Source organism: Microvirga lotononidis (assembly GCF_034627025.1).
Lineage (GTDB): Bacteria > Pseudomonadota > Alphaproteobacteria > Rhizobiales > Beijerinckiaceae > Microvirga > Microvirga lotononidis.
Window position 1 is genome coordinate 3,157,130 of sequence record NZ_CP141048.1, and the last position, 25,766, is coordinate 3,182,895.

Below are 25,766 nucleotides of genomic sequence, written 5' to 3' on the forward strand. Positions count from 1 at the left end.
CCGCACATTCTTGAGCCTTCGCGTTGATGGGTTCCGGGTTCTCACCCCGGAATGACAGGTGGCGGGCGAGACAAGCGAGAGGATAAGAACATGTGCGGGCGCTATGCGATCACGCTTCCACCCGAGGCCTATCGGGATTTCTTCGGCTATTCCGAGCAGCCGAACTTCCCTCCACGCTACAACGTGGCTCCCACGCAGCCGGTGCCGATCGTGCTGGAGGATCGCGGCGAGCGGCATTTCATGCTGGTGCGCTGGGGCTTCCTGCCGTCCTGGGTGAAGGACCCGAAGGACTTTCCCCTCGTCATCAACGCCCGCGGCGAAACGCTGGAGACCAAGCCGACCTTCAAGGCCGCGCTCAAGCGCCGGCGCTGCATCTTCCTCGCCGACGGTTTCTATGAATGGCGGCGGGAGGGGCGCGAGAAAACGCCGTTCCTGATCCGCCCGCGCAGCCGCAAGCCCATGCCGATGGCAGGCCTGTGGGAGACCTATATGAGCCCGGACGGGGCGGAGATCGACACCGCCGCCATCGTCACCACGGACGCCAACGGCACGCTCTCCGCCGTGCACGACCGCATGCCCGTGATCCTCTCGGAGGACGACATCGCCGCATGGCTCGATGCACGCGACGAACGCGCCGACGTGATGCGCCTCGTGCGTCCCTGTCCCGACGACTGGCTCGACCTGGTGCCGGTCTCAAGCCGCGTGAACAAGGTCGAGAACGACGATCCGAGCCTGATGGAACCGCTCGCGCAGCCGGAGCCCGCGCCCGTGAAGGAGAAGAAACCGAAGGCGAAGAAGCCGCTCTCCAGCGACGAGGACGACCAGGGGAGCTTGTTTTAGGAGAAGCGCTGCGCCGCGAAATACGCTTCACTGTCATTCCGGGGCGGCTCTTCAGAGCCGAACCCGGAACCCATAAACGCCTAGGCCTCAAGGAGGGGTGAGCAGCGTGACGCCTCTTCCTGCTCCGTCGTGTTTATGGGTTCCGGGTTCCGCTGCGCGGCGCCGGAATGACGGTGTGCGCCTCAAGCCATCGGGATCACCGGCACGAGGCCGGTGATGACTTGGGAGGGTGACCGATCGGATCACCGCCGCTTCTTCACCACGTCCCGCCGCAGGATTCCGACGACTTCGAGATGCGGCGAGTGCTTGAACTGATCGACCGGGATCACGCGTTCCAGGCGATAGCCGTTGCCCATCAGGATCGCGGCGTCGCGGGCGAAGGTGGCGGCATCGCATGAGACGCTGACCACGAGCGGGACTTTCGACGCGGCCAACTGCTTCGCCTGCGCCTCCGCGCCTGCACGCGGCGGATCGAGCACGACGGCATCGTATGTGTTGAGTTCCGGCGTCAGGAGCGGGCGACGGAAGAGGTCGCGCGCTTCCGTCGTGATGCGGCGCAGGCCCAGCGTCGCGCGGGCGGCCTTGTCGAGGGCCACCATCGCGCCCTTGTCGAATTCCACCGCGTGGACGTCGGCCTTCTCGGCCAGCCGCAGCGCGAAAGGACCTGCTCCGGCGAAGAGATCGGCCACGCGCTTGGCGCGCGCACAGGCTTCGGTGACGAGGCCTGCGAGCGTCTCCTCACCGAGCTTCGTCGCCTGCAGGAACGAGCCTGCGGGCGGCACCACGTCGGCGCGGCCCATCGTGATCGCGGGCGGACGCCGCTCCACGATCACGTCGCCGTGGATCGACAGGCGCGAGAGGTCGAGACTTGCCGCGAGATCGATGAGACGGATCCGGTCCTGGTCCTTCAGCGGGCCGTAGCCGCGCACGTCCACGTCGAAGCCGGTCTTCGTCGCGGTGATCTGGACGTCGAGGGGCTTGCGCGGGCCTTTCAGGTGCTCGCCGATGGCGCGTGCGATGGTGGGCGCCTGGTCCTTCAAGGCGGGTTCCGTGACGGGGCAGAAGGCGATCTCGACGATCTGGTGGCTGCGCGGAGCCATGAAGCCCACATGCATGGCACGGTCGGGAAAGCGGACATGCAGCGTCACCCGGCGTCGCCCCTCGCCATGGGCGTCGATGAGTGGCTCGACGGGGGCTTCGATGCGGGCTTGGCGCAGGGTATGGACGAGCGTTTCCTGCTTCCAGGCCCGATAGAAGTCGTGCTTCATGTGCTGCGTGGCGCAGCCGCCGCATGCTTCGAAATAGGGGCAGAAGGGCGTCTCGCGCTCGGGCGATGCCTCGTCGACGCTGACGAGGCGCGCATGCGATCCGTCGCGCTCGATGGTGACGGTCTCGCCCGGCAGCACCTTCGGCACGAAGACGGAACCGGACGACGTCTCGGCGATGCCGTCGGCTTTCGCGCCGAGGCGCCTGATGATGACCTGTTCAGCCACGGCGGGCTCCCAACAAAAATTCACGATTGCCGTCGCCGCCCTCGATGGGAGACGGGATGAGCCCGATAGCCTCAAAGCCGAGGGATGTCACGAAGGATGACAAATCCTCGCAGACGGCGCGATGCACCGCCTCGTCGCGCACGATGCCCTTCTTCACGTGATCGCGCCCGGCCTCGAATTGCGGCTTCACGAGAACGGCGAGCTCCGCCCGGGGTTTCAGGAAGGCGATGGCAGGAGGCAGGACGAGCTTCAGGGAGATGAAGCTCACGTCCGACACCAGGAGATCGGCCGCCCGGGGGACGAGCTCGGCATTCAGCGAACGGGCGTCCGTGCCTTCGAGATTGCTCACCCGCGCATTGCCCACGATGGTGGGGTGCAACTGGGCGTGTCCCACGTCCACCGCGTAGACATGGGCCGCCCCGCGCTTCAGCAGCACTTCCGTGAACCCGCCCGTGGAGGCCCCGATGTCGAGGCAGATCTTGTCCTTCGGGTCGATGTGGAAGGCATCGAGCGCCGCCGCGAGCTTCACGCCGCCGCGGGACACGTAAGGATGCGGCTGCTCGGCCGTGATGACGGCGTCGTCCGGCACCCCGTCGGAGGCCTTGCGGATGACGGCCCCGTTCACGGTCACGAGGCCGGCCGCGATGGCCTCCTGCGCCCGGGCGCGGCTCGCGAAGAAGCCCCGTTCGACGAGAATCACATCGGCGCGCTTGCGGGTCATGGCAGCCTCGAACTCATCTGGATCACGATCCCTTCAGGTGCCGGAACCAAGTTCCGCCCTACAACATCTTTCGTCCACCATCCCAACAGGCCAACGGAGGTCCCATGCTGAGCCGTCGACATCTCCTGACCGGTGCAACCCTGCTGGCCGCCAGCGCTGCCATCCCGCGTGCCTGGGCGCAAGCCCCGACGGGGCCGTTCAAGCTCGATCCATTGCCCTACGCGCCCTCCAAGAACGAGCCGCATATCGATGCCCAGACCATGGAGATCCACCATGACAAGCACCATGCTGCCTATGTCAACAACCTGAACGCGGCGCTCGCCCAGAACGCCGAGGCGGCCAGGATGCCGCTCCAGGACATGCTGGCGAATTTGAGCAAGGTGCCTGAGTCAATCCGCACGGCCGTGCGCAACAACGGCGGCGGGCATGCCAACCACACCATGTTCTGGCAGATCATGGGAGGCCAGGGCGGCGAGCCCGCGGGCGACGTCAAGGCCGCCATCGACCGGGATCTCGGCGGGTTCCAGAAGTTCCAGACGGATTTCAACACCGCCGGCGAGAAGCAGTTCGGCTCGGGCTGGGTCTTCGTGACCGTGTCCCGCGACGGCAAGCTCGCCCTCACGACGCGGCCCAACCAGGACACGCCCCTGATGGACGGTCAGCGGGTCCTCATGGGCAACGACGTGTGGGAGCACGCCTATTACCTGAAATACCAGAACCGCCGGCCCGAGTACCTCAAGGCCTGGTGGAACGTCCTCGACTGGAACCGGATCGGCGAGCGTTACGCGGCTGCTAAGGCGGGGACGTTGACGATTTAGCCTTAGTCGACATATTCCACGTCATCACCGGCCTTGTGCCGGTGATCCCGATGAAGAAAAGCGCAGCGCTCTTCAGAAGCGAGATGGCCGGGACAAGCCCGGCCATGACAGCGTTGAGGCCTAAGCCCTGACCTTCCTCGCCTCTTCCTGCCCGAGGGCTTCGAACACCTTGGTGACGATCCCGGCGGCATCGAGGCCGGCTTTGGCGTACATGCGCTCGGGCTTGTCCTGGTCCTGGTAGATGTCGGGCAGGACCATGGAGCGGACCTTCAGGCTGCCCCGGTCGAGGGCGCCCTTGTCGGCGAGGAGCTGGAGCACGTAGGAGCCGAAGCCGCCGATGGAGCCTTCCTCGACGGTCACGAGGACCTCGTGGTCGCGGGCGAGCGCCAGGATCAGCTCCTCGTCGAGCGGCTTGGCGAAGCGGGCATCCGCCACCGTGGTGGACAGGCCGCGCGCCTCCAGCTCCTCGGCGGCTTTCAGGGACTCGGCGAGGCGGGTGCCGAGCGACAGGAGCGCGATGCGGCTGCCTTCCTTCACGACCCGGCCCTTGCCGATGGCGAGCGGGATGCCCTTCTCGGGCATGTCGACGCCGACGCCCTCGCCGCGCGGATACCGGAAGGCGATGGGCCCCGAATCATGGGCCGCGGCGGTCGCCACCATGTGGACCAGCTCGGCCTCGTCGGCGGCGGCCATCACCACCATGTTGGGCAGGCAGCCGAGATAGGCGACGTCGAAGGAACCCGCATGGGTCGCGCCGTCGGCGCCCACGAGACCGGCCCGGTCGAGGGCGAAGCGCACGGGCAGGTTCTGGATCGCCACGTCGTGCACGACCTGGTCGTAGGCGCGCTGCAGGAAGGTGGAATAGATCGCGCAGAACGGCTTGTAGCCCTCGGTGGCCATGCCGGCCGCGAAGGTGACCGCGTGCTGCTCGGCGATGCCCACGTCGAAGGTGCGGGCGGGGAATTCCTTGCCGAAGAGGTCGATCCCGGTTCCCGACGGCATGGCGGCCGTGACGGCCACGATCTTGTCGTCGGCCTGCGCTTCCTTGATCAGGCTCTCGCCGAACACCTTGGTGTAGGACGGCGCGTTGGCCTTGGCCTTGGTCTGCGCGCCCGTCACCACGTCGAAGGTGACGACGCCGTGATACTTGTCGGCGGCGGCCTCGGCGGGCGCGTAGCCCTTGCCCTTCTTGGTCACCACATGGACGAGGATCGGCCCCGTCCCGGTGTCGCGGACGTTCTTGAGGATGGGCAGCAGGTGGTCGAGGTTGTGCCCGTCGATGGGGCCCACATAGTAGAAGCCGAGCTCCTCGAACATGGTGCCGCCGGTCCAGAAGCCGCGGGCGAATTCCTCGGCCTTGGCGGCCTTGTCGTAGATGAATTTCGGCAGCTTCTTGGCCAGCTGCTTGGCGGTCTCGCGGATGCCGCGATAGGTGCCGCCGGAGACGAGGCGGGCGAGATAGGACGACATGGCGCCGGTGGGCGGCGCGATGGACATGTCGTTGTCGTTAAGGATGACGATGAGGCGCGAATGCATGGCGCCGGCGTTGTTCATGGCCTCGTAGGCCATGCCGGCTGACATGGCCCCGTCGCCGATCACGGCGATCACGTTGTTCCGCTTGCCCTCCAGGTCCCGCGCCACGGCCATGCCGAGGCCGGCCGAGATCGACGTGGAGGAATGGGCCGCCCCGAAGGGGTCGTACTCGCTCTCGGACCGCTTGGTGAAGCCCGACAGCCCATCGGCCTGGCGCAGGGTCCGGATCCGGTCCCGGCGCCCCGTGAGGATCTTGTGCGGATAGGCCTGGTGGCCCACGTCCCAGATCAGCCGGTCGCGGGGCGTGTCGAACACGTAATGCAGCGCCACCGTCAGCTCGACGACGCCCAGGCCCGCGCCCAGGTGCCCGCCGGTGACGGACACGGCGCTGATCGTCTCCGTCCGCAGCTCGTCCGCCACCTGCCGGAGCTGGTTTTCGGGCAATTGACGCAGATCGTCCGGGGTCTTGATGGAGTCGAGGAGGGGTGTGGACAACGTTTCACTCGCCAAGCGTTAAGCCGGAGGTCATCTCCAGGAGATAAGGTCGCGGAGGGCCTTGGTCAAACGCGACACAAGGCGTCTCCGTCGGACCGGGCTATTCCGCCACGTCCAGCGGAGCCGTACCGGAGGCGGCCCCGTCGGGCCCGATGGTGATCTTCTCGATGCGGGCCTCGGCTTTCTTGAGGAGCTGCTCGCAATGCTTCTTCAGGGCCTCGCCGCGCTCATAGATTGCAATCGAATCCTCCAGGGGCACATCGCCGCGCTCGAGGCGGCGGACGATGTCTTCCAGCTCGGCCAGAGCCTTTTCGAAGGGGAGGGTCTTGATGGAGGCGGTGTCGGTCATGCGGGTATCCGTCAAATCTTAATCCTGCCCATCTCACGATGGAATTGCGGCATCGCTTGGTCGGCGCGCGAGGAGTCTCTGATAGACGAGACCGATGCCGATGAGAACAAGGCCGAGCCCGATAAATGACAGGGCCCGCATCACGCCCTCCAGATTGGCGAGGTCGACGATGAAGACCTTCAGCACCGCCAGCACCAGATAGGCCCCGGAGACCAGGCGGGCGGAACGGCTGTTGAAGGCGAATCCGAAGCCGAGCAGCGGGATGCCCATGAGGAGGAGGGCCAGCGAATAGCTCCATTGCTCGCCCTGGGAAAAGCCTTGCCAGAGCGCCAGCTGGGGCCCGACGGCGATCCGGCGGATCGCCAGGCCGACATAGGCCGAGAGCAGGAGAAGGCTCAAGGCCGCCGAGGAGAGACTGTAGGAGTTCGGTCGGCCGCGCCTTTCGACGAGGGCCAGCCCGGCGGCCAGAAGGGCGGGCAGCAGATAGGCGGGAACGAGTTCGTTGAAGAGTGCTCCGCCCCGGATCTCGTCCTCCGTCAGCAGCGGATTGGCGACAACAAGCAGCCCGCCTGCGCAAAGCGTGAGGGACAGGGTCCTGAAGATCAGCGAGCCCCAGCGATAGACCGGATCGGAGCGCCAGAGGTCCAGGCGCGTGAGGACGATGGCGAAGACGAGGCTTTCTGTCGCAACGAGCCCGATTTCCAGGAGGTCGGTCGTCCCCGCCAGCGGATCCCCGGCGCGGAGGGCATGGCGGATCTCGAAGAAGACCAGGAAGGCCGCGAAGGCGATGCCGAGGCTCTCCGCCAGCCGGACGGTCCAGTCGCGCCCCCTGCGCTCGAGCAGGCGGGACGCGGCCAGGAAGGCCAGGGCCGGAACGCCGTAGCCCCAGAGCAGCCAGTTGAAAATCACCGGGCCGGGATCGCCGCCCACGATGGTCGGGTCCCAGATCAGTCGTCCGAGGATGATTGCCCCGATGGCGCCGACCGCGTAGCGCAGGGCCGGGATGGCGATCCTGTCCGAGATCCACGCCGTGCCGAGCGCCGCGAGAGCGAAGGCCACGGTCAGCATGCCCTTGTCCAGGGCGAAGGTGAGGCCGAGGGCGAGCGCGCCCAGGGCCGCGGAGGCGGTTGCCCCCAGACCGAGCCGAATGGCGCCGTTCCCGCTTCGGCGCATCAGCCATTGCGAGGCCAGCACGAAGGCGAGGCCGAGCAGGCCCGCTACGACGGCAAAGGACAGGCTGTGCTCGAAATTCGTGACCCGCCAATAGGCCGCGACCAGGGCCAGCAGCGGCCCGGCGCTCGCCGCACCGGCATACCAGGCGGCGACGGGCAGGCGCAGGCCCCGCGAGATCGCGAGCCGAAGCAGGGACGACCCGGCTATGGCTGTCGGCAGGAGCGCGGCAAGGACCAGGTAGGCGCTTAAGGCATAGGGCCGGACGGCGAAGACGTCGCCGCTCTGATAGAACAGGCTCTCCGGCGCATCCCCGATCTCGCTGGCCAAGGGCCAGACCAGCAGGGCACCCGCCGCCAGAAGAGCCGCGCTCGCCGTGGCGGACGCGACAGCCGCGGCCCGAAAGCCGGTCGCCAGCAGAACGAGAGCCAGGACCGCGACGAAGATCGGACGTGCGTCCCCCGTGGCGACGGAGGCCGTCACGACGATCCCGGCCGGGGCGAAAGCGGCGAGGACGGCGCTCGCGGCCCAGTCCGTCCGCGCCTCCTCGTGCGGCACGTGGCGGTAAGGATCGACCCCGAGGAAGAAGGCGGCGAGGCCGGCCTGGAGCACGAGATGCACCATGGCCGGCAGGGTACCGGCGGTGTCGAGGAGGAAGATCGGCAGCGTCCAGGCCAGGGCTCCCAGGGCGGCGGCGAGGGCCAGCCAGCGCCACAGGCGGAGCCGGGCCACGCCGTACGCGGGCAGAACCACGAAGGCGAGGTAGATCACGAGGGCCCAGGGCTGCGGGTCGTTCGAGGAGACGAGAAGCGGGCTTCCCATGGCGCCGACGAGACCGAGGGCCGCGAGGGTCGGTCCGTGGAGCGTCGCGGCGGCCATGGTCAGAACCGCTATGGCGCCCAGCAGCACGAAAGTCGTGGCAGGGCCGATGAGATCGTAGAGCGCATAGGCTGCATAGGCCGAGGCGAAGGCCGTGCAGGTGCCGGCGGCGGTGAGGACGCTCGGCACGTTGGCGCTGGGAATGCCGGGCAGGCCGAAGCTGTTCTCGCGACGGCGCATCCCTTCGCCCGCTCCGATGAGCGCGAGGGCGAAAAGTCCCCCGAGGGCGATGCGTGTTCCGGGGCTGAGCAGGTTCTGCTCGATGGAATAGCGCACGAGGAAGATGCCGCCGAGGGCCAGTGCCACGCCGCCGACCCAAACGGCCCAGCGCGAGCCGAGCTTTTCCTCGAAGCCTGCCCGCGATGGGGCGGGCTGGGGCGCCGCCGCCGGGATCGGCGGGACGGAGAGGGGCTTCGGCGCCTCGGGCGCGGGAGCCTCGGTCGGCTCGGCAGCCGGATCGCCGGGGCGCCGGGCGGCCCGCAGCTCAGCCTCAAGCCGGTCGAGACGCAGGTGGAGGTGCTGAAGGTTCCGACGAGCCCGCACGGCCGTAACGAGACCCATGACGGCCACGATGGGAGAGCCGAGTCCGATCAGAATTGCCAGGAGGATGGCAAGGCCAAGCAGCATGTCTTCCAAGAAGGGCTCCCCGATTCAGGCATGGGGCCGCTTTCCCGGTTGGAATCAGGCTAGCCCCTGTTAAGCTGTAACATGAAGGGCGAGCCCTCCATAGCCTCCGCGCCCCGTCCGATGGCCCGGATCGCGTCGACCATCCGGCCCCGGCGGCCCAGGAGATCGTCGGCGAGCGCGACGAACCGGGCATTGGGCGTCGCGCTCGGGGACGCTTGTCGAAGGGCCTGCGCGATCTCGTCCTCCCGCCGGTCCGGCGCGAGCGCGCAGGCGGCGATATAGGCGGCCGCGGTGGAGCGGCTGATCCCGGCCCAGCAATGGAACAGGAGAGGGCTTTCCCGGCCCCAGGCCCGTACGAAGGCCAGAAGCTGCTCGATATGCTCCGTCCCCGCCAGGATATAACCCTCCTGCGGCTCCACGATGTCGCTGACCCCGATGAAGAGATGGCGCTCGGCCGCGATGCCGGCCGGACGCTCCACCGTCGCGCTGGCTCCCAGGAGGCTCACCACATGACTGGCGCGGGTCGCCGTCACGGTCTCGTGCAGGCGGGAAAGGGAACAGACGTGCAGGGTCGGCATGGGCGGTCTCGGAGCGAGGGAGGGGCAGGCTTACACGATTCGGATGGCTTGGCACGATACTCCCTCTCCCGTTTGGGAGGGGGACGGGCTGGAGCGAGACCACCCATCAACCCGCCAGCGCGGCCGTCACGCGATCCCGGTAGCGCTCCTCCGCGTCGGCCACGGGCCAGGGTTCCAGGAGCGCGAGCACGGCGCGGGGCAGGGGCTCGGGGCGTCCGAAGAACTTGATTCCTTCCTCGCGGCCGAAGCCTGCGAGATGGGTCGCCTCCAGGAAGGCGGCCTGCCGGTCGGCCTGCTTGATGAAGCGCTTGAGCGTCGCATTGGGCTGGGCCGGCAGGCCGAAATGCAGATGGATGGCGCCGAGCAGGCCCGCCTCGATGGTCTTGTAGGCGTCGCCGATCACAGCCTTGAACGGCGAGATGATGTCGCCGATCACGTATTCCGGCGCGTCGTGCAGCAGCACGGCGAGACGCCACTCGCGCGACATGTCCGGCTGGATTTGATCCGCAATGGCTTCCACGAGCAGGCTGTGCTGCGCGACGGAAAAGATGTGTGGGCCGATGGTCTGCCCGTTCCAGCGCGCGACGCGGGCGAGCCCGTGGGCGATGTCGTCGAGTTCGACGTCGAGCGGGGAGGGGTCGAGCAGGTTGAGGCGCCGTCCGGAGAGCATCCGCTGCCAGACGCGGGGTTCCTTCGCCATCTAAAGCTTCCCGGCGAGTTCAGCGCATTCCGCGTGTCGATAGCAGCCGGTGAGGTGGTCGTTCACCATGCCCACCGCCTGCATGAACGCGTAGACGATGGTGGGGCCGACGAAGTTGAAGCCTTCCTCCTTGAGCGCCTTCGAGATCCGGCGCGAGACCTCGGTTTCGGTCGGCACGTCCTTGCGGGTCTTCGCATTCGTCTGCGCCGGCCGTCCGTCGACGAAATCCCACAGGAAGCGCGAGAAGCCGCCGCGCTCCTGGATGACGAGCCAGGCGCGGGCGCCGGCGATCGTCGCCTCGATCTTGGCGCGGTTGCGCACGATGCCGGTATCGAGCATCAGCGCCTCGACCTGCGCCTGATCGAAACGGGCGATCACGGCCGGTTCGAAACCGGCGAAGGCGCGGCGGAAGTTCTCGCGCTTGCGCAGGATCGTGATCCAGGACAGGCCGGCCTGGAAGCCGTCGAGAATAAGCTTCTCGAACAGGGCGCGATCGTCGAATTCCGGCACGCCCCATTCCGTGTCGTGATACGCCACATAGAAGGGATCGGTCCCGGGCCACCAGCAGCGGGTCTTGTTGTCGGGATGCAGGATCAGTCCGTCGGTCATGGAACGTGTGTAGCGGGGCCGCGGCGAAACGGGAAGAGACGGCGGTGGAGAGGTGGGGGATTAGACAGCCTCGACGTCATCACCGGGCTCGTCCCGGTGATCCCGCTCGGAAAGGCGCCGCGTCTCACAGCATCAGGATGGCCGGCACAAGGCCGGCCATGACATCGGAGGGACGGTGATCACTCACCCGGGCGATAGCGGCTTCCGGTAATACACGACCCGCTCCGTCTCCTCGAAGCCGAGCGCCCTGTGCATGTCCTGCGAGGCAATGTTCTCGATAAGGACGTCGGAGGCGAATTCGCGGCAGCCGAGGCGCCTCGCCCAATCCTCGACGGCCCGGCACAGAACCCGGGCGAGCCCTCGGTGGCGGTGCTCCGGCTCCACGTAGATGCCTTCGAGAAAGGCCACCGGCGACGTGGCGCAGCCATTCACGTAGTCATGGCGCAGGGCGGCTTCGGCGAAGCCGGCGGCCGTGCCGTCGGCCAGCCGCACGAGAAAGGCCACGGCCTTCTTCTGCTCCCAGAGCATGGCCTGCGCTTCGGAGCGGTGCTCCTGCACCGGCCCGTCCGGCCAGAGGGCATGGCGCAGCTTCGCCCATTCCTCCAGCGATTGAAGGGTACAGGGCTCGATCTTCGGGAGGCTTCCGTCATTCACGGGACGACGCTCCTCGCGCGTCGACCAGATCCGCCATCCGGTGCGACGCGTCGTCTCCGGAGAGCCGCAGGCCCGCCGACACGCCGAGCCGGTCGGCCTCGGCGCGGTTCTGGCTCACCTTCCACTTGCCCTCGATCCGCGTGATCTCGATCTCGATGCCGACGATGCCCTTGAGCTGCGCAGCCACGAAGGGCGCCGGCGCATCGCTCACCGCCCAGGGCTCCGGCCGCGGGGTCTCCTGCGCGTCCGTCATGGCGCCGATCTGCTGCAGCAGCCAGTCTGGATCGTCCCGGATCGTCAGGCGGCCGCGGGCCTGGACGATGGCGTAGTTCCAGGTCGGCACGACCTTGCCGTGCTCGCGCTTCGCCGCGTACCAGGACGGCGTGATGTAGGTCTCCGGTCCCTGGAAGACCACGAGCGCTTCCTGCGTGGGATCGGCATTCCGCCATTGCGGATTGGCGCGGGACAGATGGGCCTTGAGAATTCCGGGGCCTGAAGCGGATGCCTCCAGCACGAAGGGAATCGGGTTGGCCTCGATCCCGGCGCTGCCGAGCGTCACCAGGAGCCCGAGGGGATGGGCTCTGATGAGGGCATGTTGAACCGCGAGGTCGTCTTCGCGAAAGTGGGGCGGCTGGTACATGGCATTCCCGGGTTGACGGGAAATGCTAGCGGCTCACGAAGTCCCGGACCAATCAAAATTCCCGATGCACCGCATCACATGCGGCGATGATCCTCAGGAACCGGTGCGGAGCGTCCGCAGCTTCTCGGCCAGTTCCGTCCAGCGGTAGGGCTTGCTGATGAAGGACACGCCCGTGCCCAGGCCCTCGGAGGGCAGGGCCGACATGGGATAGCCGGAGGCGAGAAGGATCTTGAGATCCGGCCGCATCTCGCGGGCCTTCCGCGACAGCTCGACCCCGTTCATGCCGTTGGGCATGATCACGTCACTGAAGAGCACGTCGATGGACGAATTGGCTTCGAGGATCCCGAGGGCTTCGTTGGCATCGCTTGCCGTCACCACGTCGTAGCCGAGGCTGTCGAAGATGTCGCTCGCCACCTCCCGGACCGCCGGCTCGTCTTCGACGATCAGCACGGTTCCCGCACTGTCCCGGACGGGACGTTCCGATCCTTCGTCCTCCACGGGTACGTCCTCTTCGCTCTCCTGAGCCGGCAGAAGCATGGTCACCTTGGTGCCCTGGCCGGGCGTGCTGTCGACCTTGATGTGCCCGCCCGACTGGGTCACGAAACCATAGACCTGGCTCAGGCCCAGCCCCGTCCCCTTGCCGATCTCCTTGGTGGTGAAGAAGGGCTCGAAGACGCGGGAGACGACATCCGGCGACATGCCGGTGCCCGTGTCCTGCACGGCGATCGAGACGTACTGCCCGGGAGCCAGGGATGTCGCAGCCGCGTCCTTCTCTTCGAGCGTGACGTTGCCCGTCATGATCTTGAGGGAGCCGCCGTCCGGCATGGCGTCGCGGGCGTTGACGACGAGGTTGAGCAGGGCCGATTCGAATTGCGGCGCATCGACGGAAACCCACCGCACGCGCGGAGCAAGCGACAGCTGCAGCCGGATCAGCTCGCCGCAGGCCCGGCGAAGGACGGTCTCGAAGCCTTCGATGAGCGTGTTCGGGTTATGCGCGTTGGGCTGCAGAGGCTGGCGGCGCGAAAAGGCCAGGAGCTGCTGCGTCAGCTTAGCGCCCCGCTCGGCGGCGCGCTGCGCGCTTTCGATCAGCCTGATGTCGCGGGGATCGTGCGCGTTGCGGGTCAGGAGGTCCAGGTTGTTGACGATGATCGTCAAGAGATTGTTGAAGTCGTGTGCCACCCCGCCCGTGAGCTGCCCGACCGCCTCCATCTTTTGCGACTGAAAGAGAGCGGCCTGCGCTTGTTCGAGGGCTTCCTGCGTCCTCCGGCGTTCGGTGATGTCCCGGGTGATCTTGGCGAAGCCGATGAGATCGCCCTCTTCGTTGCGGATCGGATCGATGATGACGTTGGCCCAGAACTGCGTGCCGTCCTTGCGGACGCGCCAGCCCTCCGCCTCGAACTTGCCTTCGCGCGCCGCCGTTTCCAGGGCCCGCTGCGGCAAGCCGGCGGCGCGGTCTTTCTCGGTATAGAACTGCGAGAAATGGCGTCCGACGATCTCTCTCTCGTCGTAACCCTTGATGCGCTGAGCGCCGGCATTCCAGTTCGTCACGAGGCCCTGCGGGTCGAGCATGAAGATGGAGTAGTCCGTCACGCCCTGAACCAGCAGGCGGAACCGTTGCTCGCTTTCCCTGAGAGCCTCTTCCGTCTTCTTTTTCTCGGTGAGGTCGCGCGTGATCTTGGCGAAGCCGATCAGGTTTCCCTCGCGATCGCGGATCGGATCGATGACCACATGCGCCCAGAAGCGGGTGCCGCCCTTGCGGATGCGCCAGCCTTCCGCCTCGAACTTGCCTTCGCGCACAGCGGTTTCGAGGGCTCGCTTCGGCAGGTTCGTCGCAAGGTCCTCTTCGGTGTAGAAGCGGGAGAAGTGCTCGCCGATGATCTCGCTTTCCACATAGCCTTTGAAGCGTTGGGCGCCTGGATTCCAGCTCACGATGGTGCCGGCCGGATCGAGCATGTAGATGGCATAATCCGTGACCGCGTCGACGAGGAGTTGAAAGCGACTCTCCTGCGACGTCCTCGTTTCACCTGACACTGCATTCATCCAGACATTCCCCAGCAGGGCCGCTTGTGCGCTTCTTTGGCGTGTGGCCAGCCCAGTCGCGTATAACGCAGACGTGATCCTGCTTGTTCCGCAAGCTTGGCAAGAAATTAAGACGGGCGCTCCGCGTCGCCCGGGAATGGGAAGCGGATCCAGGCGGGCTTTTCGAGCGTCACGGGAATGCCTCCCGCCCGGATGGTCTCGCCGGCCGCGATCGCATCCGCCGCCCGGTCGAGCCGGATCATCAGGAGGCCCCTGCCGTCGGCACCCGTGCCGGTCTGGCCTAGGGCCTTCCCTCCGGCCGTGACCTCGACGCCCACATCCGCCGCGAACCCGCCTTCATAGACGGCCGGCACGATCCGGGTGCGGGCCGTGCCCCGGTGCTGCATGCGCGAGACGACTTCCTGGCCCACATAGCAGCCCTTGTCGAAATCCACTCCCTGGAGTTGGTCCATCAGGGCCTCGTGCGGGAACGCTTCGCCGAACAGGAAGTCGCGACCGCCCTCCGGCACGCCCAGCGCGATGCGATGAGCGAGATAGGCTTCCGCCGGGTCCTTGCCGAATTCCGCCGCATCCTGGGCCGCCACGATGGCCCGCCAGCCGAGATCGGGCAGGCGAGGGTCCTCCACCACGAAGCCCGCCTCGTCGTCCGGGCGCGGCGCGTCCCATCCGGCCACCACGGCGAGGGATTCGGACAGGTCCTCGACCGCCACCTTGGCCCGCAGCTTGTAGAAGCCGAGGCGCTTGGCGAGGTCGGGCGCGAAGACCTTGAGCACGTCGAGGTAATAGGCTCCGCCGATCTCGGCCGGAGCCTGGAAGACGAGGAAGTCGAACAGGATCTTGCCCTGCGGCGTCAGGAGGGCGCCGAGGCGGGCGGCCTGCGGGGACACGCGGTCCAGGTCGCATGTGATGAGGTTGTCGAGAAAACTCTTGGCGTCCTCGCCCGAAACCCTTACCACGCCCCGGTCGGCCAGATGGACTGACGGCATGTGCCCGCTCTCCTCAATCGATACAAGCGTGACATATGCCCGTTCCGCAGCGGCCTCAAGGGATGAGATTGCCATGCCCCAAACCTTCGACCTGATCCTCAAAGGCGGTATCGTCGTCAACCACGACGGACGCGTCGAGCGCGACATCGGCGTGCGCGATGGGCGGATCGCCGCCATCGGCGATCTGTCGCAGGCCTCCGCCGCGCGGGAGATCGAGTGCCGGGGCCTGCATATCCTGCCGGGCGTCATCGACACCCAGGTGCATTTCCGCGAGCCTGGCCTGGACCACAAGGAAGACCTCGAATCGGGCTCCCGTTCCGCCGTCATGGGCGGCGTCACGGCGGTGTTCGAGATGCCCAACACCGACCCGCAGACCACGACCTCTGAGGCGCTCGCCGACAAGGTGCGGCGCGGCCATCACCGGATGCATTGCGACTTCGCCTTCTGGGTCGGCGGCACGCACGAGAACGCCGCCCACGTGCCTGAGTTGGAGCGCCTGCCGGGCGCCGCAGGCATCAAGGTGTTCATGGGCTCGTCGACCGGCTCGCTGCTGGTGGAGGACGATGAGGGCATCGCCAGCATCCTGCGCCGCACCCGCCGCCGCGCCGCCTTCCATTCCGAGGACGAGGCGATGCTGCGCGAACGCAAGGGCCTGCGCGTCGAAGGCGATCCGCGCTCGCATCCCGTCTGGCGCTCGGCCGAAGTGGCGCTCGCCTGCACCCAGCGCCTCGTGCGCATCTCCCAAGAGACCGGCGCGCGCATCCACGTGCTGCACATCACCACGGCCGAGGAGATGGCGCTCCTGAGGAACCACAAGGATCTCGTGACCGTCGAGGTCACGCCGCACCACCTTACGCTGGCGGGGCCGGAGGATTACGAGCGCCTCGGCACCTATATCCAGATGAACCCGCCGGTGCGCGACGAGATGCATCGTGCCGCTCTCTGGCAGGGATTGGACGAAGGTATCGCTGACATCCTCGGCTCCGATCACGCGCCGCACACGCGCGAGGAGAAGGACAAGACCTATCCCAACACGCCCTCCGGCATGACCGGCGTGCAGACCCTCGTGCCGATCATGCTCGACCACGTGAATGCGAGCAGGCTGACGCTGGAGCGGTTCGTCGACCTCACGAGCGCCGGCCCCAAGCGCCTCTTCGGCATCGCCAACAAGGGCCGCATCGCGGTGGGCTACGACGCCGATTTCACCGTGGTCGATCTGAAGCGCACCGAGACGATCACCAATGACTGGATCGCCTCCAAATGCGGCTGGACGCCCTATGACGGCAAGAAGGTGACGGGCTGGCCGGTCGGCACGGTCGTGCGCGGCAACGTGGTGATGTGGGACGGTTCGCTTGAGGCGCCGTCTCAAGGCGAGGTGGTGCGGTTCGAGGAAACGTTGGGCGGCTGATATCTGAGCCTCTCTCCGATCGGTAATTCGCTTCCCTCTTCGTCATGGCCGGCCCTGTGCCGGCCATCTCGATTGTTTGGAACGCCGCGCTCTCAGGACGCGAGATCACCGGCACAAGGCCGGTGATGACGCGAGGGCCCGCAGGGCATTGAGGGTTGGCTGTAGCAAGTCGCCCCTTGGTGACGCTGCCGCGTCTACTTCACCCAAGCCATGTTCTGCAGCACGACGCGGTAGCCGTCCGGATCCTCGAAGGTCATGCCATCGCGATCCCAGTAGGGATTGAAGGACGGCACCGGCGCATAACCATTGTCACGCATCCGCTGCACCGCCGCCTCCCATTCCGCGCGCTCGGGCAGATAGAAGACGAGCAGGTTGTCCTGGGTCGGAGCACGCCCGGCCGTGTGGTCGCGATGCTGCGTGAACTCGAGATGCCAGGGTGCCTGCGGATGGCCGAGCATCCGGCCATCGAAGCCGTCATGGTCGTCGAAAGCGGCGATGATCTCCAGGCCCAGGCCGTCACGGTAGAAGCGCACGACGTCGTCGAGCCGATCCGTCGGCCGTGCAACCCGCAGCGTGCTGCCCTTCTTCATGGACGAGCCGATGACCTCAATGCTTCAGGGCGCCCACCATGGAGAATGCGCCGCTGCGGATCTTGTCAGCGAGCGATGCTGCGTATTCCGCAACGGCATCCTCGCCATAGGTGGCGACGAGTTCGGTGAAGGCCGCGAAGAGGGCGGCCTGCGCCATGCAATCGCCATCGAGCCCGTCGAGCTCGGCCTCGGCGAAGGCCTCGGTCACATAGCTCAGGGCCGCCTGCTTGAGGGCGCTGAGTTCGGGCAGCTCGTCGAGAGGGACGTTGTTGTCGTTCATGATCCAGGCCCCTTTGAGGGGCGGCGCGCGAGTTCGGTTGAATCATTTCTAGACGTCGCGCCGACCCGCCGCCAGCATCACCTTGCAAGGAGGTTAACGCGAGAGGGGATTCTCCGAAAAATGTGGATAAGAGGCGTCGGTGCAACACTGGGCTCGTGCGCGTTTCCCTCCCCCTCAAGGGGGAGGAGAGTCCGTCGCGCCTCGCTCAATTACCCGCCGTAGCGGCCGGTGATGTTGTGGGCGAGATGCTCGCCCTCGGTCAGGAAACGGAAGGAAGCCTCCTGGGCCGACGGAGTGCAGACCCGGTAGGTGAGGGCGTAGGCCTGGTAGCCCTTGTTGTAGGCCCCGGCGAGGCGCTCGCGCCGGCCGGGCGTCGTTCCTTCCGCCTCGAGCAGGACCTGCATGCGGCGGCTCCACTCGGCGCCGTCGGGGGCGCTGCAGAGAGGACGCAGCATGGCGAGCGACCCCATGATCTCGGCAAGCCGCAGCAATTCCTTCTCGTAGGGCGCGGGCGGCGGCTCGACCGCCGGAGCGGGCTCCGCCTGCTGCTGCGGCTGGGCGGCCGGCTTCTGCGTTTGCTGCGGCTGAGGACGGCGCTGCTGCTGCGGCGGCTGCTGCTGACGATATTGCGGCTGGGATTGGGGCACGGGCCGGTATTGCTGCTGCGGGACGGGCTGGCCCGGCTGCGGCCGTGGCGGAATGCCGAACAGCCGTTCGAAGAAGCTTTGAGCCGCTGCCGGCTGCGAGGCCGCCAGGAGCAGGGCGGGAAGGGCGAACAGAAGACCGCTGCGCCTCATGCGCATGAATCCTCGCCTGCGAGCCTGAAGGCCTGCTTCAAAATCCCCGTGAGACCTGCCGTCATCGGCAGATCGGCGATATCCCGTTCCGTGACCCAACGGATTTCCTTTGCTTCCGGACCTGTCTGGGGTTCGCCCGAAACCCAGCGGGCGGCGTGGGCGGCGATGACGACGTGATGCTTTATATGGCCTTTCTCGTCCCTTTCAATGAATTCGACCGGGGCGATCAGACCGATAAGCTTGGCCTCAACCCCGACCTCTTCGCGAAGTTCCCTTAAGGCAGCTTCTCCCAGAGTCTCGCCCGTCTCGACCAGGCCGCCGGGCAGGGAAAACAATCCTTCGCTGGGCGGCTTGCCGCGGGCGGCGAGGAGGATGCGCCCGTCCCGGATCACCGCCACGGAGGCGGCGAGGATCGGGCGAGAGGGATAGAGGCGGTCGGAGTTCATGGAGATGACGCCTGAGACGCCGGCTGGTCCGCAGCCACATAGCGGGCGCGGGGCCGGATGAGGGCTGCCTGGCTGCGCTGCTCGACGGCATGGGCGAGCCATCCGGCCGTGCGCCCGACGGCGAAGATCGTAAACGCCGCGCCGGTCGGCAGTCCATAGGCCCGCTCCATCATGACGAGAGCCACGTCGATACCGGGGCTGCCGCCGGAGGCGTCGGCCAGAGTCTTCCACGTCGTGGCGTCCGAGGCCAGGAGCGGCACGTTCTCCAGAAGGGCCTGGGCCCTGGGATCGCCCTCCGGGTAGAGGCGGTGCCGGAAGCCTGGGCGGGGAGCCCTCGCGGGATCCTCCAGGAAGGCCCTGACCCGCTCCGTCATGCCGCCATGATAGGGGCCGGCCAAGGTCACGAGGCCCGCGATGACGGCGTTGCGGAGCGATGCGCCGGTCGACGCCGTGACCCGGACGGCGAAGGTGGACGAACTGAGTTCATGGTCGGCGCAGAGAACGAGAGCGCGCCGGATGACGTCGGCCGCCTGCGGGGAGGCTTTCCAGGCACCGGCCAGATGTCGGTGGAGGGGCATTGTGCCCGGGTCGGCGCCGCTGGCGGCCGCCGCCGTCAGGCGCAGGATCGCCGCCACTTCGGCGGCCCGGGTTTCCTTGGGAGCCGGCTCCGACAGGACCCGAACCGCCCGCGTGACGAAATCATGGAGGCCAAAGGCCGGGCCGGTCAGAGGGCCGGGGATGCGGGAGGGATCGAGGAAGGCGTCCTCATGCATGGCGCCGACCAGCAGTTTGGCCACGTCCTCGAGGGTGGCGGTTCGGGCGAGGGCGATGGCGTCCTGCCCGCGATAGAAGAGGCGCCCGTCCTGGATCTGGGCGATGCCGGTTTCCAACACCGGCAGGCCCCAGTCGAGGGCGGTCGCCGCCGCGACGGCGGGGCGGCGGAAACGCGCCTTACGCGCCACCAGGGTCTCCACGTCGTCGACGGCGTAAAGCCGCTGGCGGGGATCGTGCGGCGACGAGAACGAGCGGATCAGGCCACGGCTCACATAGGCATAAAGGCTCGCCCGGCTGATGCCGAGGCGGGACGAGGCTTCGTCGGCCGATGCGAGATCGAGGGATATGGTCTCCATATGTTGATATGTTGATTCAAGATTGACGGTTGCGCAAGGCCGGCGTGAAGCTTCTTCCAACACAGGAGACAGCTCATGAATATCGGACTTGACGACGTCGTGGCGGCCGAGACCGCTCTCAGCCATGTGGACGGCGAGGCGGGGCGTCTGATCATCCGCGGAAACGACCTGGAAGAGCTTGCCGGCCGGGCGTCCTTCGAGGACGTGGTGGCGATGCTCTGGTCCGGCCTCGTCCCGGACGTCGCCGATCCGCGCGCGCTCCTGGGCAAGGCACGGGTGAGGGCGTACCGGCATCTTGCCCCCCTGGCCGACCGGCTGAACGGCCTCACGCCGGTCGAGGGGATGCGGCTGCTGCTGGCGAGCCTGCCGGATGCTGAACAGGATCATCCCGCGCTCGCGGTCGGAGCCGCCGGGGTCGCGGCCGCCATGGCGGTGCGGGGTGCGCAGGGTCTCTCGCCGGTGGAGCCCGACGCCAAGGCAGGCCACGCGGCCGATATCCTGCGCATGATGCGCGACGCGCCCGTGGCGGCGGACGAGGCGCAGGGGCTCGACACCTATCTCGTGACGGTGATCGACCACGGGCTCAACGCCTCGACCTTCACGGCGCGCGTGGTCGCCTCGACCCAGGCCGGCATCCTGTCCTCGGTCGTGGCCGGACTCTGCGCCCTGAAGGGGCCGCTCCATGGCGGCGCGCCCGGTCCCGTGCTCGACATGTTGGATTCGATCGGCTCCGTCGAGAATGCGGAAGCCTGGCTCGATGACGCCATGGCCCGGGGCGAGCGCCTCATGGGCTTCGGCCACCGCATCTACCGGGTGCGTGACCCGCGAGCCGACGTGCTCATGGCCGCCGTCGGGCGGCTGAAGGGACGCAGCGACCGCATCGCCTTCGCCGAAGCGGTGGAAGTCACGGCCCTGAAGGTGCTGGAGCGCCGGAAGCCCGGGCGCCGGCTCGACACCAATGTGGAGTTCTATACGGCCATCCTGCTCGACGCCCTGGGCGTCCCGCGCGAGGGCTTCACTCCTCTCTTCGCCGCCGGCCGCACGGCAGGCTGGGTGGCTCATGCCATCGAGCAGGAGAAGGTCGGCCGCATCATCCGGCCGCAATCGCGCTACGTCGGAGCTTGGCCCGCCGAGGCGGCGTGAGGCAAGCCCTACCGGTCGCTCTCCTCCGGCCGCCGCGCGAGGCACGGGTCCAGGACGATGAAATCCGGGTTCGGGCGGCTGTAGCCGCCGGCGACGGTCACCACGTCGCCGACCTTCATGTCGTTGGTCTGGTAGGTGACGCAGAGCACCTTCGGGTCGGGCGCGGTGCCGCACAGGCCGAGATAGGCGAGGGTCCCGTCGAAATGCACGAGGGCGAGGGGACCCGTCACGCTGAAATCGACCCGGGTCTCACCGGTCCCACGATCCTTGGTGAGCGCCCGGACCTCATGGCATTGCGCCCGGTACGAGGGCTGCATGTCCGCGTCGGCGAAGGGATCCTTCTCGGGCGCTTCCTGGGCACGTGCATGCTGCATCGAGCCGAGAACCAGCACGGCCATGAACGCGGGCAGCAGGCTTCGCGTCGAGCGCAGTCGAAACATGCTCACCCTCCTAGAGCATCGGACGTGCAATCGAACGCGCGCCCGATGCTTTCACCGTTTGGTTTGATGCATCTTTCCACGCAAAACCGGTTCCCACTTTTGCGTTCGATGCTTTAGACGTGCTGCCCGCCGTTGATGTGGAGTTCCGCGCCGGTCACGTAGGAGCTCGCATCCGTGCAGAGGAAATAGATCGCCTTGGCGACCTCGTCCGGGGTGCCGAGGCGGCGCATGGGCAATTGCTCGACGATCCTCTCCGTGCCGGGCGACAGGATCGAGGTGTCGATCTCGCCGGGAGAGATGGCATTCACGCGCACGCCCAGCGGCCCGAAATCGGCCGCCATCTCGCGGGTCAGCGCGGCGAGCGCCGCCTTCGACGTGGCATAGGCCGCGCCCGCGAAGGGATGGACGCGGGAGCCCGCGATGGAGGTCACGTTCACCACCGAGCCCTTGGCCTTCGTGAGTTCGTCCTGCAGGCCGCGGGCCAGCATGATCGAGGCGAAGAAGTTCACCTGAAACACGCGCAGCCAATCCTCATGGGTCGTGTTGATGGCGTCGAGCCGGGAGCCGCCTTCTCCCTTCGGGGAGATGCCCGCGTTGTTCACCAGCGCATGCAGGCAGCCGCCCTCGGCGGCGAGCCGCTCCTTCACCTCGGCGATGGCGCGCAGGGTATCCTCCGCGTCGGCGAGATCGACCTGCAGGTGATCCTCCGGACCCATCTCCCAGGGGCAGTTCTCCGGAAAGCCGTGCCGCGAGCAGGTGATGACCCGCCACCCGGCCGCCGAGAAGCGTTTGACGGTCGCATGCCCGATCCCCCGGCTGGCGCCGGTGAGCAGCATGATGCGGCGGGAATTGGAGGGCGATGCGGACATCTGGGCTTCTTTCTGAGAGGGGTCAGACCCCTATTCCAGTTTAGGGCTGAGGTCCATGGGATCAGGGATACAGCCGCACCTTCCGCCAGCCGTCCCCGTCGCGGGTGAAGACGACCCGGTCGTGGAGGCGGAAGGGCTTGTCCTGCCAGAACTCGATCGACACCGGGGCGATGCGGAAGCCCGTCCAGTGGGGCGGGCGCGGCACCTCGCCGATGGCGTATTTGGCCGTGTTGAGCGCCACCGCCTTCTCGAGGGCGAAGCGGCTCTCCAGCGGGCGCGACTGCTGGCTCGCCCAGGCGCCGATGCGGCTGTCGCGGGGGCGGCTCTGGAAATAGGCATCCGCTTCCGCGTCGCTCACCAGGGTCACGGGCCCGCGGGCGCGCACCTGACGGCGCAGGCTCTTCCAGTGCAGGACGAGGGCCGCCTTCTTCTGGCCCAGGAGCTCGCGGCCCTTGTTGGATTCCGTGTTGGTGTAGAACACGAAGCCGTCCTCGTCGAAGCCCTTCAGCAGCACCATGCGGACGTTCGGCAGCCCGGTCTCGTCCACGGTCGCGAGCGCCATGGCGTTGGGGTCGTTCGGCTCCGAGGCCTCGGCTTCCGCCAGCCAGGTCCTGAAGAGGGCGAAGGGCTCTTCCGATTCAGTGAAGTCACCGGATGTTAACGGGTTCAATGGTTATCTCGTGCTGTGACTTTTGGTTCTGGGGGATCCGACGCGTGACGTGGATCAATGCGCGCCGTTATAGATCAGATGTTGTCCGGAGCGAAGCCATGAAGCTGTTGGTCGTCGGCCTTTTGGCCCTGTCCACGAGCGCATGCAGCTTCTCCTTCGGCCTTTCCGCTCTCGATGACGAGGAGCCGAAATCCACCGGCACCGTCACGGCGCGGGCGGACACCCCCCTGTCCGCCGATCTCGACCAGGAGGATTGGCGTCGGGCCAAGGCGGCGCTCGCCGTCGCCCTCGATCCGCAGGGCCCCGGCACCCAGGTGTCCTGGGACAATCCCGCCACCAGCATGAAAGGCACCTTCACGCCCATGGGCGCGCCTTTCGTGAAGAACGACGAGATTTGCCGCAGCTTCTCGGCCCATCTGAGCGGTCCCTCGGCTTCCTCCCTGCACGGCACCGCCTGCCGGCCCTCCGGGGGCGACTGGGCGATCAAGGACATCAAGCCCCTCAAAGCCCCGGCCAAGGCCTAGAGCCTCGGACGTGACATCGAACTCACGTCCGAAGCTCTCACGGATGGATTTGACGCATCTTTCCACGCAAAACCGGTTCCCACTTTTGCGTTCGATGCTTGTCTTATGATTTTCCTGTCCTGATCGAGCAAGATGAGGACACCGCCAGCGAGTCGCGAGCTCGCTGGCGGTGGGAGGGGACGGGTCGTTCCGATGCAGACCGGTGCGGGTCGAGCTAGAGTCGGACCGCCCCTCTCTTTTCCTCGTGGCCTGAACGGATACCCGGGCGTGATGGCCCGTATGACAAGCCAAGGACGCGGAAAAGATGCATCATCCTATACCACAGACCGCCGGCATCGACATTGCCAAAGATCAGCTCGATGTTTGTCTCTATCCCGATGGAGCCACGCGCCGCTTCCCCAACGACGCCAAGGGTCATCGCGCCCTCATCGCCTGGCTGGCCGCGTACTCCATTCAGCGCGTGGTCTTCGAGCCAACCGGCGCGTATCACCGCGTGCTGGAGCGCAGCCTTGCCAGTGCCGACCTGCCGCTGGCGAAGATCAATCCCCGCCACGCCCGCCGCTTCGCCCAAGCCTTAGGTCAGCTTGCCAAAACCGATCGGCTCGATGCGGCGCTGCTGGCACGCTTTGGAGCTCTGCTCGAGCCTCCGACCCGGCCTGTGCTCAGCCCCACGCTGGAGGCCATGAAGGAACTGTTGGTCGCCCGCCAGGCCTTGATCAAGGATCGCACCGCTGCTCTCAACCGGCAGAAGGTGGTCGGCTCTCCCTTGTTGCGGCGTCAGCTCGAACAGCGGCTGCGCCAAGTTGCCCGCCACCTGGCTGCGATCGACGCCCAGCTTCACAGCTTGTGTCTGGGTGATGCGGATCTCACCCCGCGCCTGGCGATTCTCATGAGCATTCCTGGCATTGCTCAAGCCACTGCCTTGAGCCTGCTCGTCGAGATGCCTGAACTCGGCAGCCTCGATCAGAGCCAGGTGGCCAGCCTCGCCGGCTTGGCTCCGGTGGCGCGCGACAGCGGGGCTTCCCGCGGGCGCCGCACGATCCGGGGCGGCCGCGCCCATCTGCGTCAGGCGCTGTACATGCCGGCGCTGGTTGCGGCCCGCTTCAACCCGGATCTGAAAGCTAAGTACCAAGCCCTGCGCGCGGCGGGCAAGCCGGTGAAAGTCGCCCTGACGGCCATCATGCGAAAGCTCATCATCCTGGCCAATGCGCTCTTGCGAGATCAGCGAAACTGGTCTCCAAAACCCGCTTGATCAATACGGATACTCTAGCTCTTACGGGCAATGGCGTTGCAAAGGCGCAACACTTCGACCATATGACCGTCAAACCCGTTGAGCTTTCAGGCTCTCACTCCGACGGTTCATGGAATCCACAATGCGAAACCCCTACGACGTTCTAGGCGTATCCCGCTCGGCGAGCGAAGCGGAGATCAAGAAGGCGTTCCGCAAGCTCGCCAAGACCTATCATCCCGACAGCAACAAGGACGACCCCAAGGCGAAGGACAAGTTCGCCGAGGCGAACGCCGCCTACGAGATCCTCGGCGATTCCGGAAAGCGCGCCCAGTTCGACCGCGGCGAGATCGACGCCGAGGGCAAGCCGCGCTTCCAGGGGTTCGAGGGCTTTGGCGGCGGGCGCGGCGGGGCGCGGCCGGAGGATTTTTCCGGCTTCAGCGGCTTTTCCGGCTTCGGCGGGGGCTCCCGCCGTTCGAGCCGGAGCCAATTCGGCGCCGATCTCGGCGAGGATGTCTTCTCCCAGTTCTTCGCCGATGCCTTCCGCTCGAGCGCCGAGTCTCCGCGCCAGAGCCGCGGGCGCGCCCAGAAGGGCGAGGACGTGGCCGCCACCCTGACCGTGACCCTGGAGGAAGTGGCCCAGGAAGCCAAGAAGCGCATCAAGCTCTCGACAGGCCGCGACGTGGACGTGGTCATCCCCAAGGGCGTGAGCAACGGCCAGGTGATCCGCCTGCGCGGCCTGGGGCAGGGCGCTCCCGGGATCGATCCCGGCGATGCGCTGCTCACGATCGACTTCGCGCCTCACGAGCGCTTCACGCCGGAGGGCTCGGACCTGCGCCTGCGGCTTCCGGTCGAAATCGAGGAGGCGATCCTCGGCGGCCCCGTGCGGGTGCCGACCCTGACCGGCTCGGTGGAGATGAAGATCCCGCCCATGACCAATTCCGGCCGCACCTTCCGCCTGCGCGGCAAGGGCCTGCCCACCAAGTCCGGCCACGGCGACCTCTTCGTGACCACGGAGATCAGGCTGCCCGAGGTCGTGGACGAGGAGCTGATGGAATACGCCCGCAAGCGCCGCTCGGCGAATGCGAAGTAGGGACCTCGGTGTCATC

27 protein-coding genes are annotated in these 25,766 nt (G+C 67.0%); 7 read left to right on the plus strand and 20 right to left on the minus strand.

Annotated elements, in window-relative coordinates:
* Window positions 1-90: 90 nt before the first annotated feature.
* Window positions 91-840, plus strand: coding sequence for an SOS response-associated peptidase (locus tag U0023_RS14960; RefSeq protein WP_009764787.1), 750 nt, complete (start codon window positions 91-93; stop codon window positions 838-840).
* Window positions 841-1,082: 242 nt separating this feature from the next.
* Here U0023_RS14960 and U0023_RS14965 read toward each other — a convergent pair whose 3' ends face one another.
* Window positions 1,083-2,333 carry a class I SAM-dependent RNA methyltransferase gene (locus U0023_RS14965; protein WP_009764788.1) on the minus strand — a complete coding sequence of 417 codons (1,251 nt, stop codon included), beginning with the start codon at window positions 2,331-2,333 and terminating at the stop codon, window positions 1,083-1,085.
* The gene (locus tag U0023_RS14970) at window positions 2,326-3,054 is read right to left on the minus strand and encodes a TlyA family RNA methyltransferase (RefSeq protein WP_009764789.1); all 729 of its coding nucleotides are present in this window, start codon (window positions 3,052-3,054) and stop codon (window positions 2,326-2,328) included. Before U0023_RS14970 ends, U0023_RS14965 begins: the two co-directional genes overlap by 8 nt.
* 104 nt (window positions 3,055-3,158) lie before the next feature.
* On the opposite strand from U0023_RS14970, the gene U0023_RS14975 reads away from it, so the two are divergent.
* Window positions 3,159-3,872: a superoxide dismutase gene (locus U0023_RS14975; protein ID WP_009764790.1), complete on the plus strand. Its 714-nt coding sequence runs from the start codon at window positions 3,159-3,161 to the stop codon at window positions 3,870-3,872.
* A gap of 120 nt (window positions 3,873-3,992) precedes the next feature.
* Here the strand turns inward: U0023_RS14975 and dxs are convergent, their stop codons facing one another.
* The 10 genes from dxs to ygfZ all read right to left on the minus strand — a co-directional run bounded on the left by dxs (window position 3,993) and on the right by ygfZ (window position 15,132).
* On the minus strand, window positions 3,993-5,900 hold the full coding sequence (gene dxs / locus U0023_RS14980) for a 1-deoxy-D-xylulose-5-phosphate synthase (RefSeq protein ID WP_009764791.1): 1,908 nt from the start codon (window positions 5,898-5,900) through the stop codon (window positions 3,993-3,995).
* Between the two features lie 100 nt (window positions 5,901-6,000).
* Entirely contained in the window at window positions 6,001-6,249 is a 249-nt protein-coding gene (locus tag U0023_RS14985) for an exodeoxyribonuclease VII small subunit (RefSeq protein ID WP_009764792.1), read from the minus strand.
* A 33-nt stretch (window positions 6,250-6,282) separates the two neighbouring features.
* Entirely contained in the window at window positions 6,283-8,925 is a 2,643-nt protein-coding gene (locus U0023_RS14990; RefSeq protein WP_009764793.1) for a DUF2339 domain-containing protein, read from the minus strand.
* Window positions 8,926-8,984: 59 nt separating this feature from the next.
* Complete coding sequence (locus U0023_RS14995) at window positions 8,985-9,503, minus strand: tyrosine phosphatase family protein (RefSeq protein WP_009764794.1); 519 nt, start codon at window positions 9,501-9,503, stop codon at window positions 8,985-8,987.
* Window positions 9,504-9,609: 106 nt separating this feature from the next.
* Window positions 9,610-10,203, minus strand: coding sequence for a YfbR-like 5'-deoxynucleotidase (locus U0023_RS15000; RefSeq protein ID WP_009764795.1), 594 nt, complete (start codon window positions 10,201-10,203; stop codon window positions 9,610-9,612).
* Window positions 10,204-10,812 (minus strand): DNA-3-methyladenine glycosylase I, encoded by a 609-nt coding sequence (locus U0023_RS15005; protein ID WP_009764796.1) that lies wholly within the window; start codon window positions 10,810-10,812, stop codon window positions 10,204-10,206. It abuts the gene before it with no gap.
* 183 nt (window positions 10,813-10,995) lie between these two features.
* Window positions 10,996-11,466: an aminoglycoside 6'-N-acetyltransferase gene (gene aac(6') / locus U0023_RS15010; RefSeq protein WP_009764797.1), complete on the minus strand. Its 471-nt coding sequence runs from the start codon at window positions 11,464-11,466 to the stop codon at window positions 10,996-10,998.
* Window positions 11,459-12,106, minus strand: coding sequence for an FMN-binding negative transcriptional regulator (locus tag U0023_RS15015; protein WP_009764798.1), 648 nt, complete (start codon window positions 12,104-12,106; stop codon window positions 11,459-11,461). The genes aac(6') and U0023_RS15015 overlap by 8 nt, the downstream gene beginning before the upstream one ends.
* A 93-nt stretch (window positions 12,107-12,199) precedes the next feature.
* Entirely contained in the window at window positions 12,200-14,146 is a 1,947-nt protein-coding gene (locus U0023_RS15020) for a hybrid sensor histidine kinase/response regulator (protein ID WP_009764799.1), read from the minus strand.
* Window positions 14,147-14,253: 107 nt separating this feature from the next.
* Complete coding sequence (ygfZ, locus tag U0023_RS15025) at window positions 14,254-15,132, minus strand: CAF17-like 4Fe-4S cluster assembly/insertion protein YgfZ (protein WP_009764800.1); 879 nt, start codon at window positions 15,130-15,132, stop codon at window positions 14,254-14,256.
* Window positions 15,133-15,205: 73 nt separating this feature from the next.
* Here ygfZ and U0023_RS15030 point away from each other — a divergent pair, with 73 nt between their 5' ends.
* Window positions 15,206-16,540 (plus strand): dihydroorotase, encoded by a 1,335-nt coding sequence (locus U0023_RS15030; RefSeq protein WP_009764801.1) that lies wholly within the window; start codon window positions 15,206-15,208, stop codon window positions 16,538-16,540.
* 194 nt (window positions 16,541-16,734) lie between these two features.
* On the opposite strand, the gene U0023_RS15035 is transcribed toward U0023_RS15030, so the two are convergent.
* The 5 genes from U0023_RS15035 to U0023_RS15055 form a co-directional block, all read right to left on the minus strand.
* Window positions 16,735-17,130: a VOC family protein gene (locus U0023_RS15035; RefSeq protein WP_009764802.1), complete on the minus strand. Its 396-nt coding sequence runs from the start codon at window positions 17,128-17,130 to the stop codon at window positions 16,735-16,737.
* Window positions 17,131-17,146: 16 nt separating this feature from the next.
* Window positions 17,147-17,410, minus strand: coding sequence for a hypothetical protein (locus U0023_RS15040; protein WP_009764803.1), 264 nt, complete (start codon window positions 17,408-17,410; stop codon window positions 17,147-17,149).
* A 209-nt stretch (window positions 17,411-17,619) separates the two neighbouring features.
* Window positions 17,620-18,207, minus strand: a complete 588-nt coding sequence (locus U0023_RS15045; RefSeq protein ID WP_009764804.1) for a TIGR02301 family protein — start codon at window positions 18,205-18,207, stop codon at window positions 17,620-17,622.
* Window positions 18,204-18,653: an NUDIX hydrolase gene (locus U0023_RS15050; protein ID WP_009764805.1), complete on the minus strand. Its 450-nt coding sequence runs from the start codon at window positions 18,651-18,653 to the stop codon at window positions 18,204-18,206. Before U0023_RS15050 ends, U0023_RS15045 begins: the two co-directional genes overlap by 4 nt.
* The gene (locus tag U0023_RS15055; RefSeq protein WP_009764806.1) at window positions 18,650-19,783 is read right to left on the minus strand and encodes a citrate synthase family protein; all 1,134 of its coding nucleotides are present in this window, start codon (window positions 19,781-19,783) and stop codon (window positions 18,650-18,652) included. The genes U0023_RS15050 and U0023_RS15055 overlap by 4 nt, the downstream gene beginning before the upstream one ends.
* 75 nt (window positions 19,784-19,858) lie before the next feature.
* On the opposite strand from U0023_RS15055, the gene U0023_RS15060 reads away from it, so the two are divergent.
* A complete protein-coding gene (locus tag U0023_RS15060) occupies window positions 19,859-20,926 on the plus strand; it encodes a citrate synthase/methylcitrate synthase (RefSeq protein ID WP_009764807.1) in 1,068 nt (355 codons plus the stop codon).
* 8 nt (window positions 20,927-20,934) lie between these two features.
* Here U0023_RS15060 and U0023_RS15065 read toward each other — a convergent pair whose 3' ends face one another.
* The 3 genes from U0023_RS15065 to pdxH all read right to left on the minus strand — a co-directional run bounded on the left by U0023_RS15065 (window position 20,935) and on the right by pdxH (window position 22,905).
* On the minus strand, window positions 20,935-21,366 hold the full coding sequence (locus tag U0023_RS15065; RefSeq protein ID WP_009764808.1) for a hypothetical protein: 432 nt from the start codon (window positions 21,364-21,366) through the stop codon (window positions 20,935-20,937).
* 113 nt (window positions 21,367-21,479) lie between these two features.
* The gene (locus U0023_RS15070) at window positions 21,480-22,202 is read right to left on the minus strand and encodes an SDR family NAD(P)-dependent oxidoreductase (protein WP_009764809.1); all 723 of its coding nucleotides are present in this window, start codon (window positions 22,200-22,202) and stop codon (window positions 21,480-21,482) included.
* Between the two features lie 94 nt (window positions 22,203-22,296).
* Window positions 22,297-22,905 (minus strand): pyridoxamine 5'-phosphate oxidase, encoded by a 609-nt coding sequence (pdxH, locus tag U0023_RS15075; RefSeq protein ID WP_009764810.1) that lies wholly within the window; start codon window positions 22,903-22,905, stop codon window positions 22,297-22,299.
* 98 nt (window positions 22,906-23,003) lie between these two features.
* On the opposite strand from pdxH, the gene U0023_RS15080 reads away from it, so the two are divergent.
* The 3 genes from U0023_RS15080 to U0023_RS15090 all read left to right on the plus strand — a co-directional run bounded on the left by U0023_RS15080 (window position 23,004) and on the right by U0023_RS15090 (window position 25,750).
* Window positions 23,004-23,429, plus strand: a complete 426-nt coding sequence (locus U0023_RS15080; RefSeq protein WP_009764811.1) for an RT0821/Lpp0805 family surface protein — start codon at window positions 23,004-23,006, stop codon at window positions 23,427-23,429.
* Window positions 23,430-23,733: 304 nt separating this feature from the next.
* Window positions 23,734-24,681 (plus strand): IS110 family RNA-guided transposase, encoded by a 948-nt coding sequence (locus U0023_RS15085; RefSeq protein WP_009489281.1) that lies wholly within the window; start codon window positions 23,734-23,736, stop codon window positions 24,679-24,681.
* A gap of 121 nt (window positions 24,682-24,802) precedes the next feature.
* Window positions 24,803-25,750, plus strand: a complete 948-nt coding sequence (locus U0023_RS15090) for a DnaJ C-terminal domain-containing protein (RefSeq protein ID WP_009764812.1) — start codon at window positions 24,803-24,805, stop codon at window positions 25,748-25,750.
* The last annotated feature ends 16 nt before the right edge of the window (window positions 25,751-25,766 follow it).

Bases quoted from the DNA above. Each gene is read 5' to 3' on its own strand.
- U0023_RS14960 (WP_009764787.1), top strand. From the start codon at position 91: ATGTGCGGGCGCTATGCGATCACGCTTCCACCCGAGGCCTATCGGGAT.
- U0023_RS14970 (WP_009764789.1), bottom strand. From the start codon at position 3,054: ATGACCCGCAAGCGCGCCGATGTGATTCTCGTCGAACGGGGCTTCTTC.
- U0023_RS14975 (WP_009764790.1), top strand. From the start codon at position 3,159: ATGCTGAGCCGTCGACATCTCCTGACCGGTGCAACCCTGCTGGCCGCC.
- U0023_RS14985 (WP_009764792.1), bottom strand. From the start codon at position 6,249: ATGACCGACACCGCCTCCATCAAGACCCTCCCCTTCGAAAAGGCTCTG.
- U0023_RS14990 (WP_009764793.1), bottom strand. From the start codon at position 8,925: ATGCTGCTTGGCCTTGCCATCCTCCTGGCAATTCTGATCGGACTCGGC.
- U0023_RS14995 (WP_009764794.1), bottom strand. From the start codon at position 9,503: ATGCCGACCCTGCACGTCTGTTCCCTTTCCCGCCTGCACGAGACCGTG.
- U0023_RS15000 (WP_009764795.1), bottom strand. From the start codon at position 10,203: ATGGCGAAGGAACCCCGCGTCTGGCAGCGGATGCTCTCCGGACGGCGC.
- U0023_RS15005 (WP_009764796.1), bottom strand. From the start codon at position 10,812: ATGACCGACGGACTGATCCTGCATCCCGACAACAAGACCCGCTGCTGG.
- U0023_RS15015 (WP_009764798.1), bottom strand. From the start codon at position 12,106: ATGTACCAGCCGCCCCACTTTCGCGAAGACGACCTCGCGGTTCAACAT.
- U0023_RS15020 (WP_009764799.1), bottom strand. From the start codon at position 14,146: ATGAATGCAGTGTCAGGTGAAACGAGGACGTCGCAGGAGAGTCGCTTT.
- ygfZ (WP_009764800.1), bottom strand. From the start codon at position 15,132: ATGCCGTCAGTCCATCTGGCCGACCGGGGCGTGGTAAGGGTTTCGGGC.
- U0023_RS15030 (WP_009764801.1), top strand. From the start codon at position 15,206: ATGCCCCAAACCTTCGACCTGATCCTCAAAGGCGGTATCGTCGTCAAC.
- U0023_RS15035 (WP_009764802.1), bottom strand. From the start codon at position 17,130: ATGAAGAAGGGCAGCACGCTGCGGGTTGCACGGCCGACGGATCGGCTC.
- U0023_RS15040 (WP_009764803.1), bottom strand. From the start codon at position 17,410: ATGAACGACAACAACGTCCCTCTCGACGAGCTGCCCGAACTCAGCGCC.
- U0023_RS15045 (WP_009764804.1), bottom strand. From the start codon at position 18,207: ATGAGGCGCAGCGGTCTTCTGTTCGCCCTTCCCGCCCTGCTCCTGGCG.
- U0023_RS15050 (WP_009764805.1), bottom strand. From the start codon at position 18,653: ATGAACTCCGACCGCCTCTATCCCTCTCGCCCGATCCTCGCCGCCTCC.
- U0023_RS15055 (WP_009764806.1), bottom strand. From the start codon at position 19,783: ATGGAGACCATATCCCTCGATCTCGCATCGGCCGACGAAGCCTCGTCC.
- U0023_RS15060 (WP_009764807.1), top strand. From the start codon at position 19,859: ATGAATATCGGACTTGACGACGTCGTGGCGGCCGAGACCGCTCTCAGC.
- U0023_RS15065 (WP_009764808.1), bottom strand. From the start codon at position 21,366: ATGTTTCGACTGCGCTCGACGCGAAGCCTGCTGCCCGCGTTCATGGCC.
- U0023_RS15070 (WP_009764809.1), bottom strand. From the start codon at position 22,202: ATGCTGCTCACCGGCGCCAGCCGGGGGATCGGGCATGCGACCGTCAAA.
- U0023_RS15080 (WP_009764811.1), top strand. From the start codon at position 23,004: ATGAAGCTGTTGGTCGTCGGCCTTTTGGCCCTGTCCACGAGCGCATGC.
- U0023_RS15085 (WP_009489281.1), top strand. From the start codon at position 23,734: ATGCATCATCCTATACCACAGACCGCCGGCATCGACATTGCCAAAGAT.
- U0023_RS15090 (WP_009764812.1), top strand. From the start codon at position 24,803: ATGCGAAACCCCTACGACGTTCTAGGCGTATCCCGCTCGGCGAGCGAA.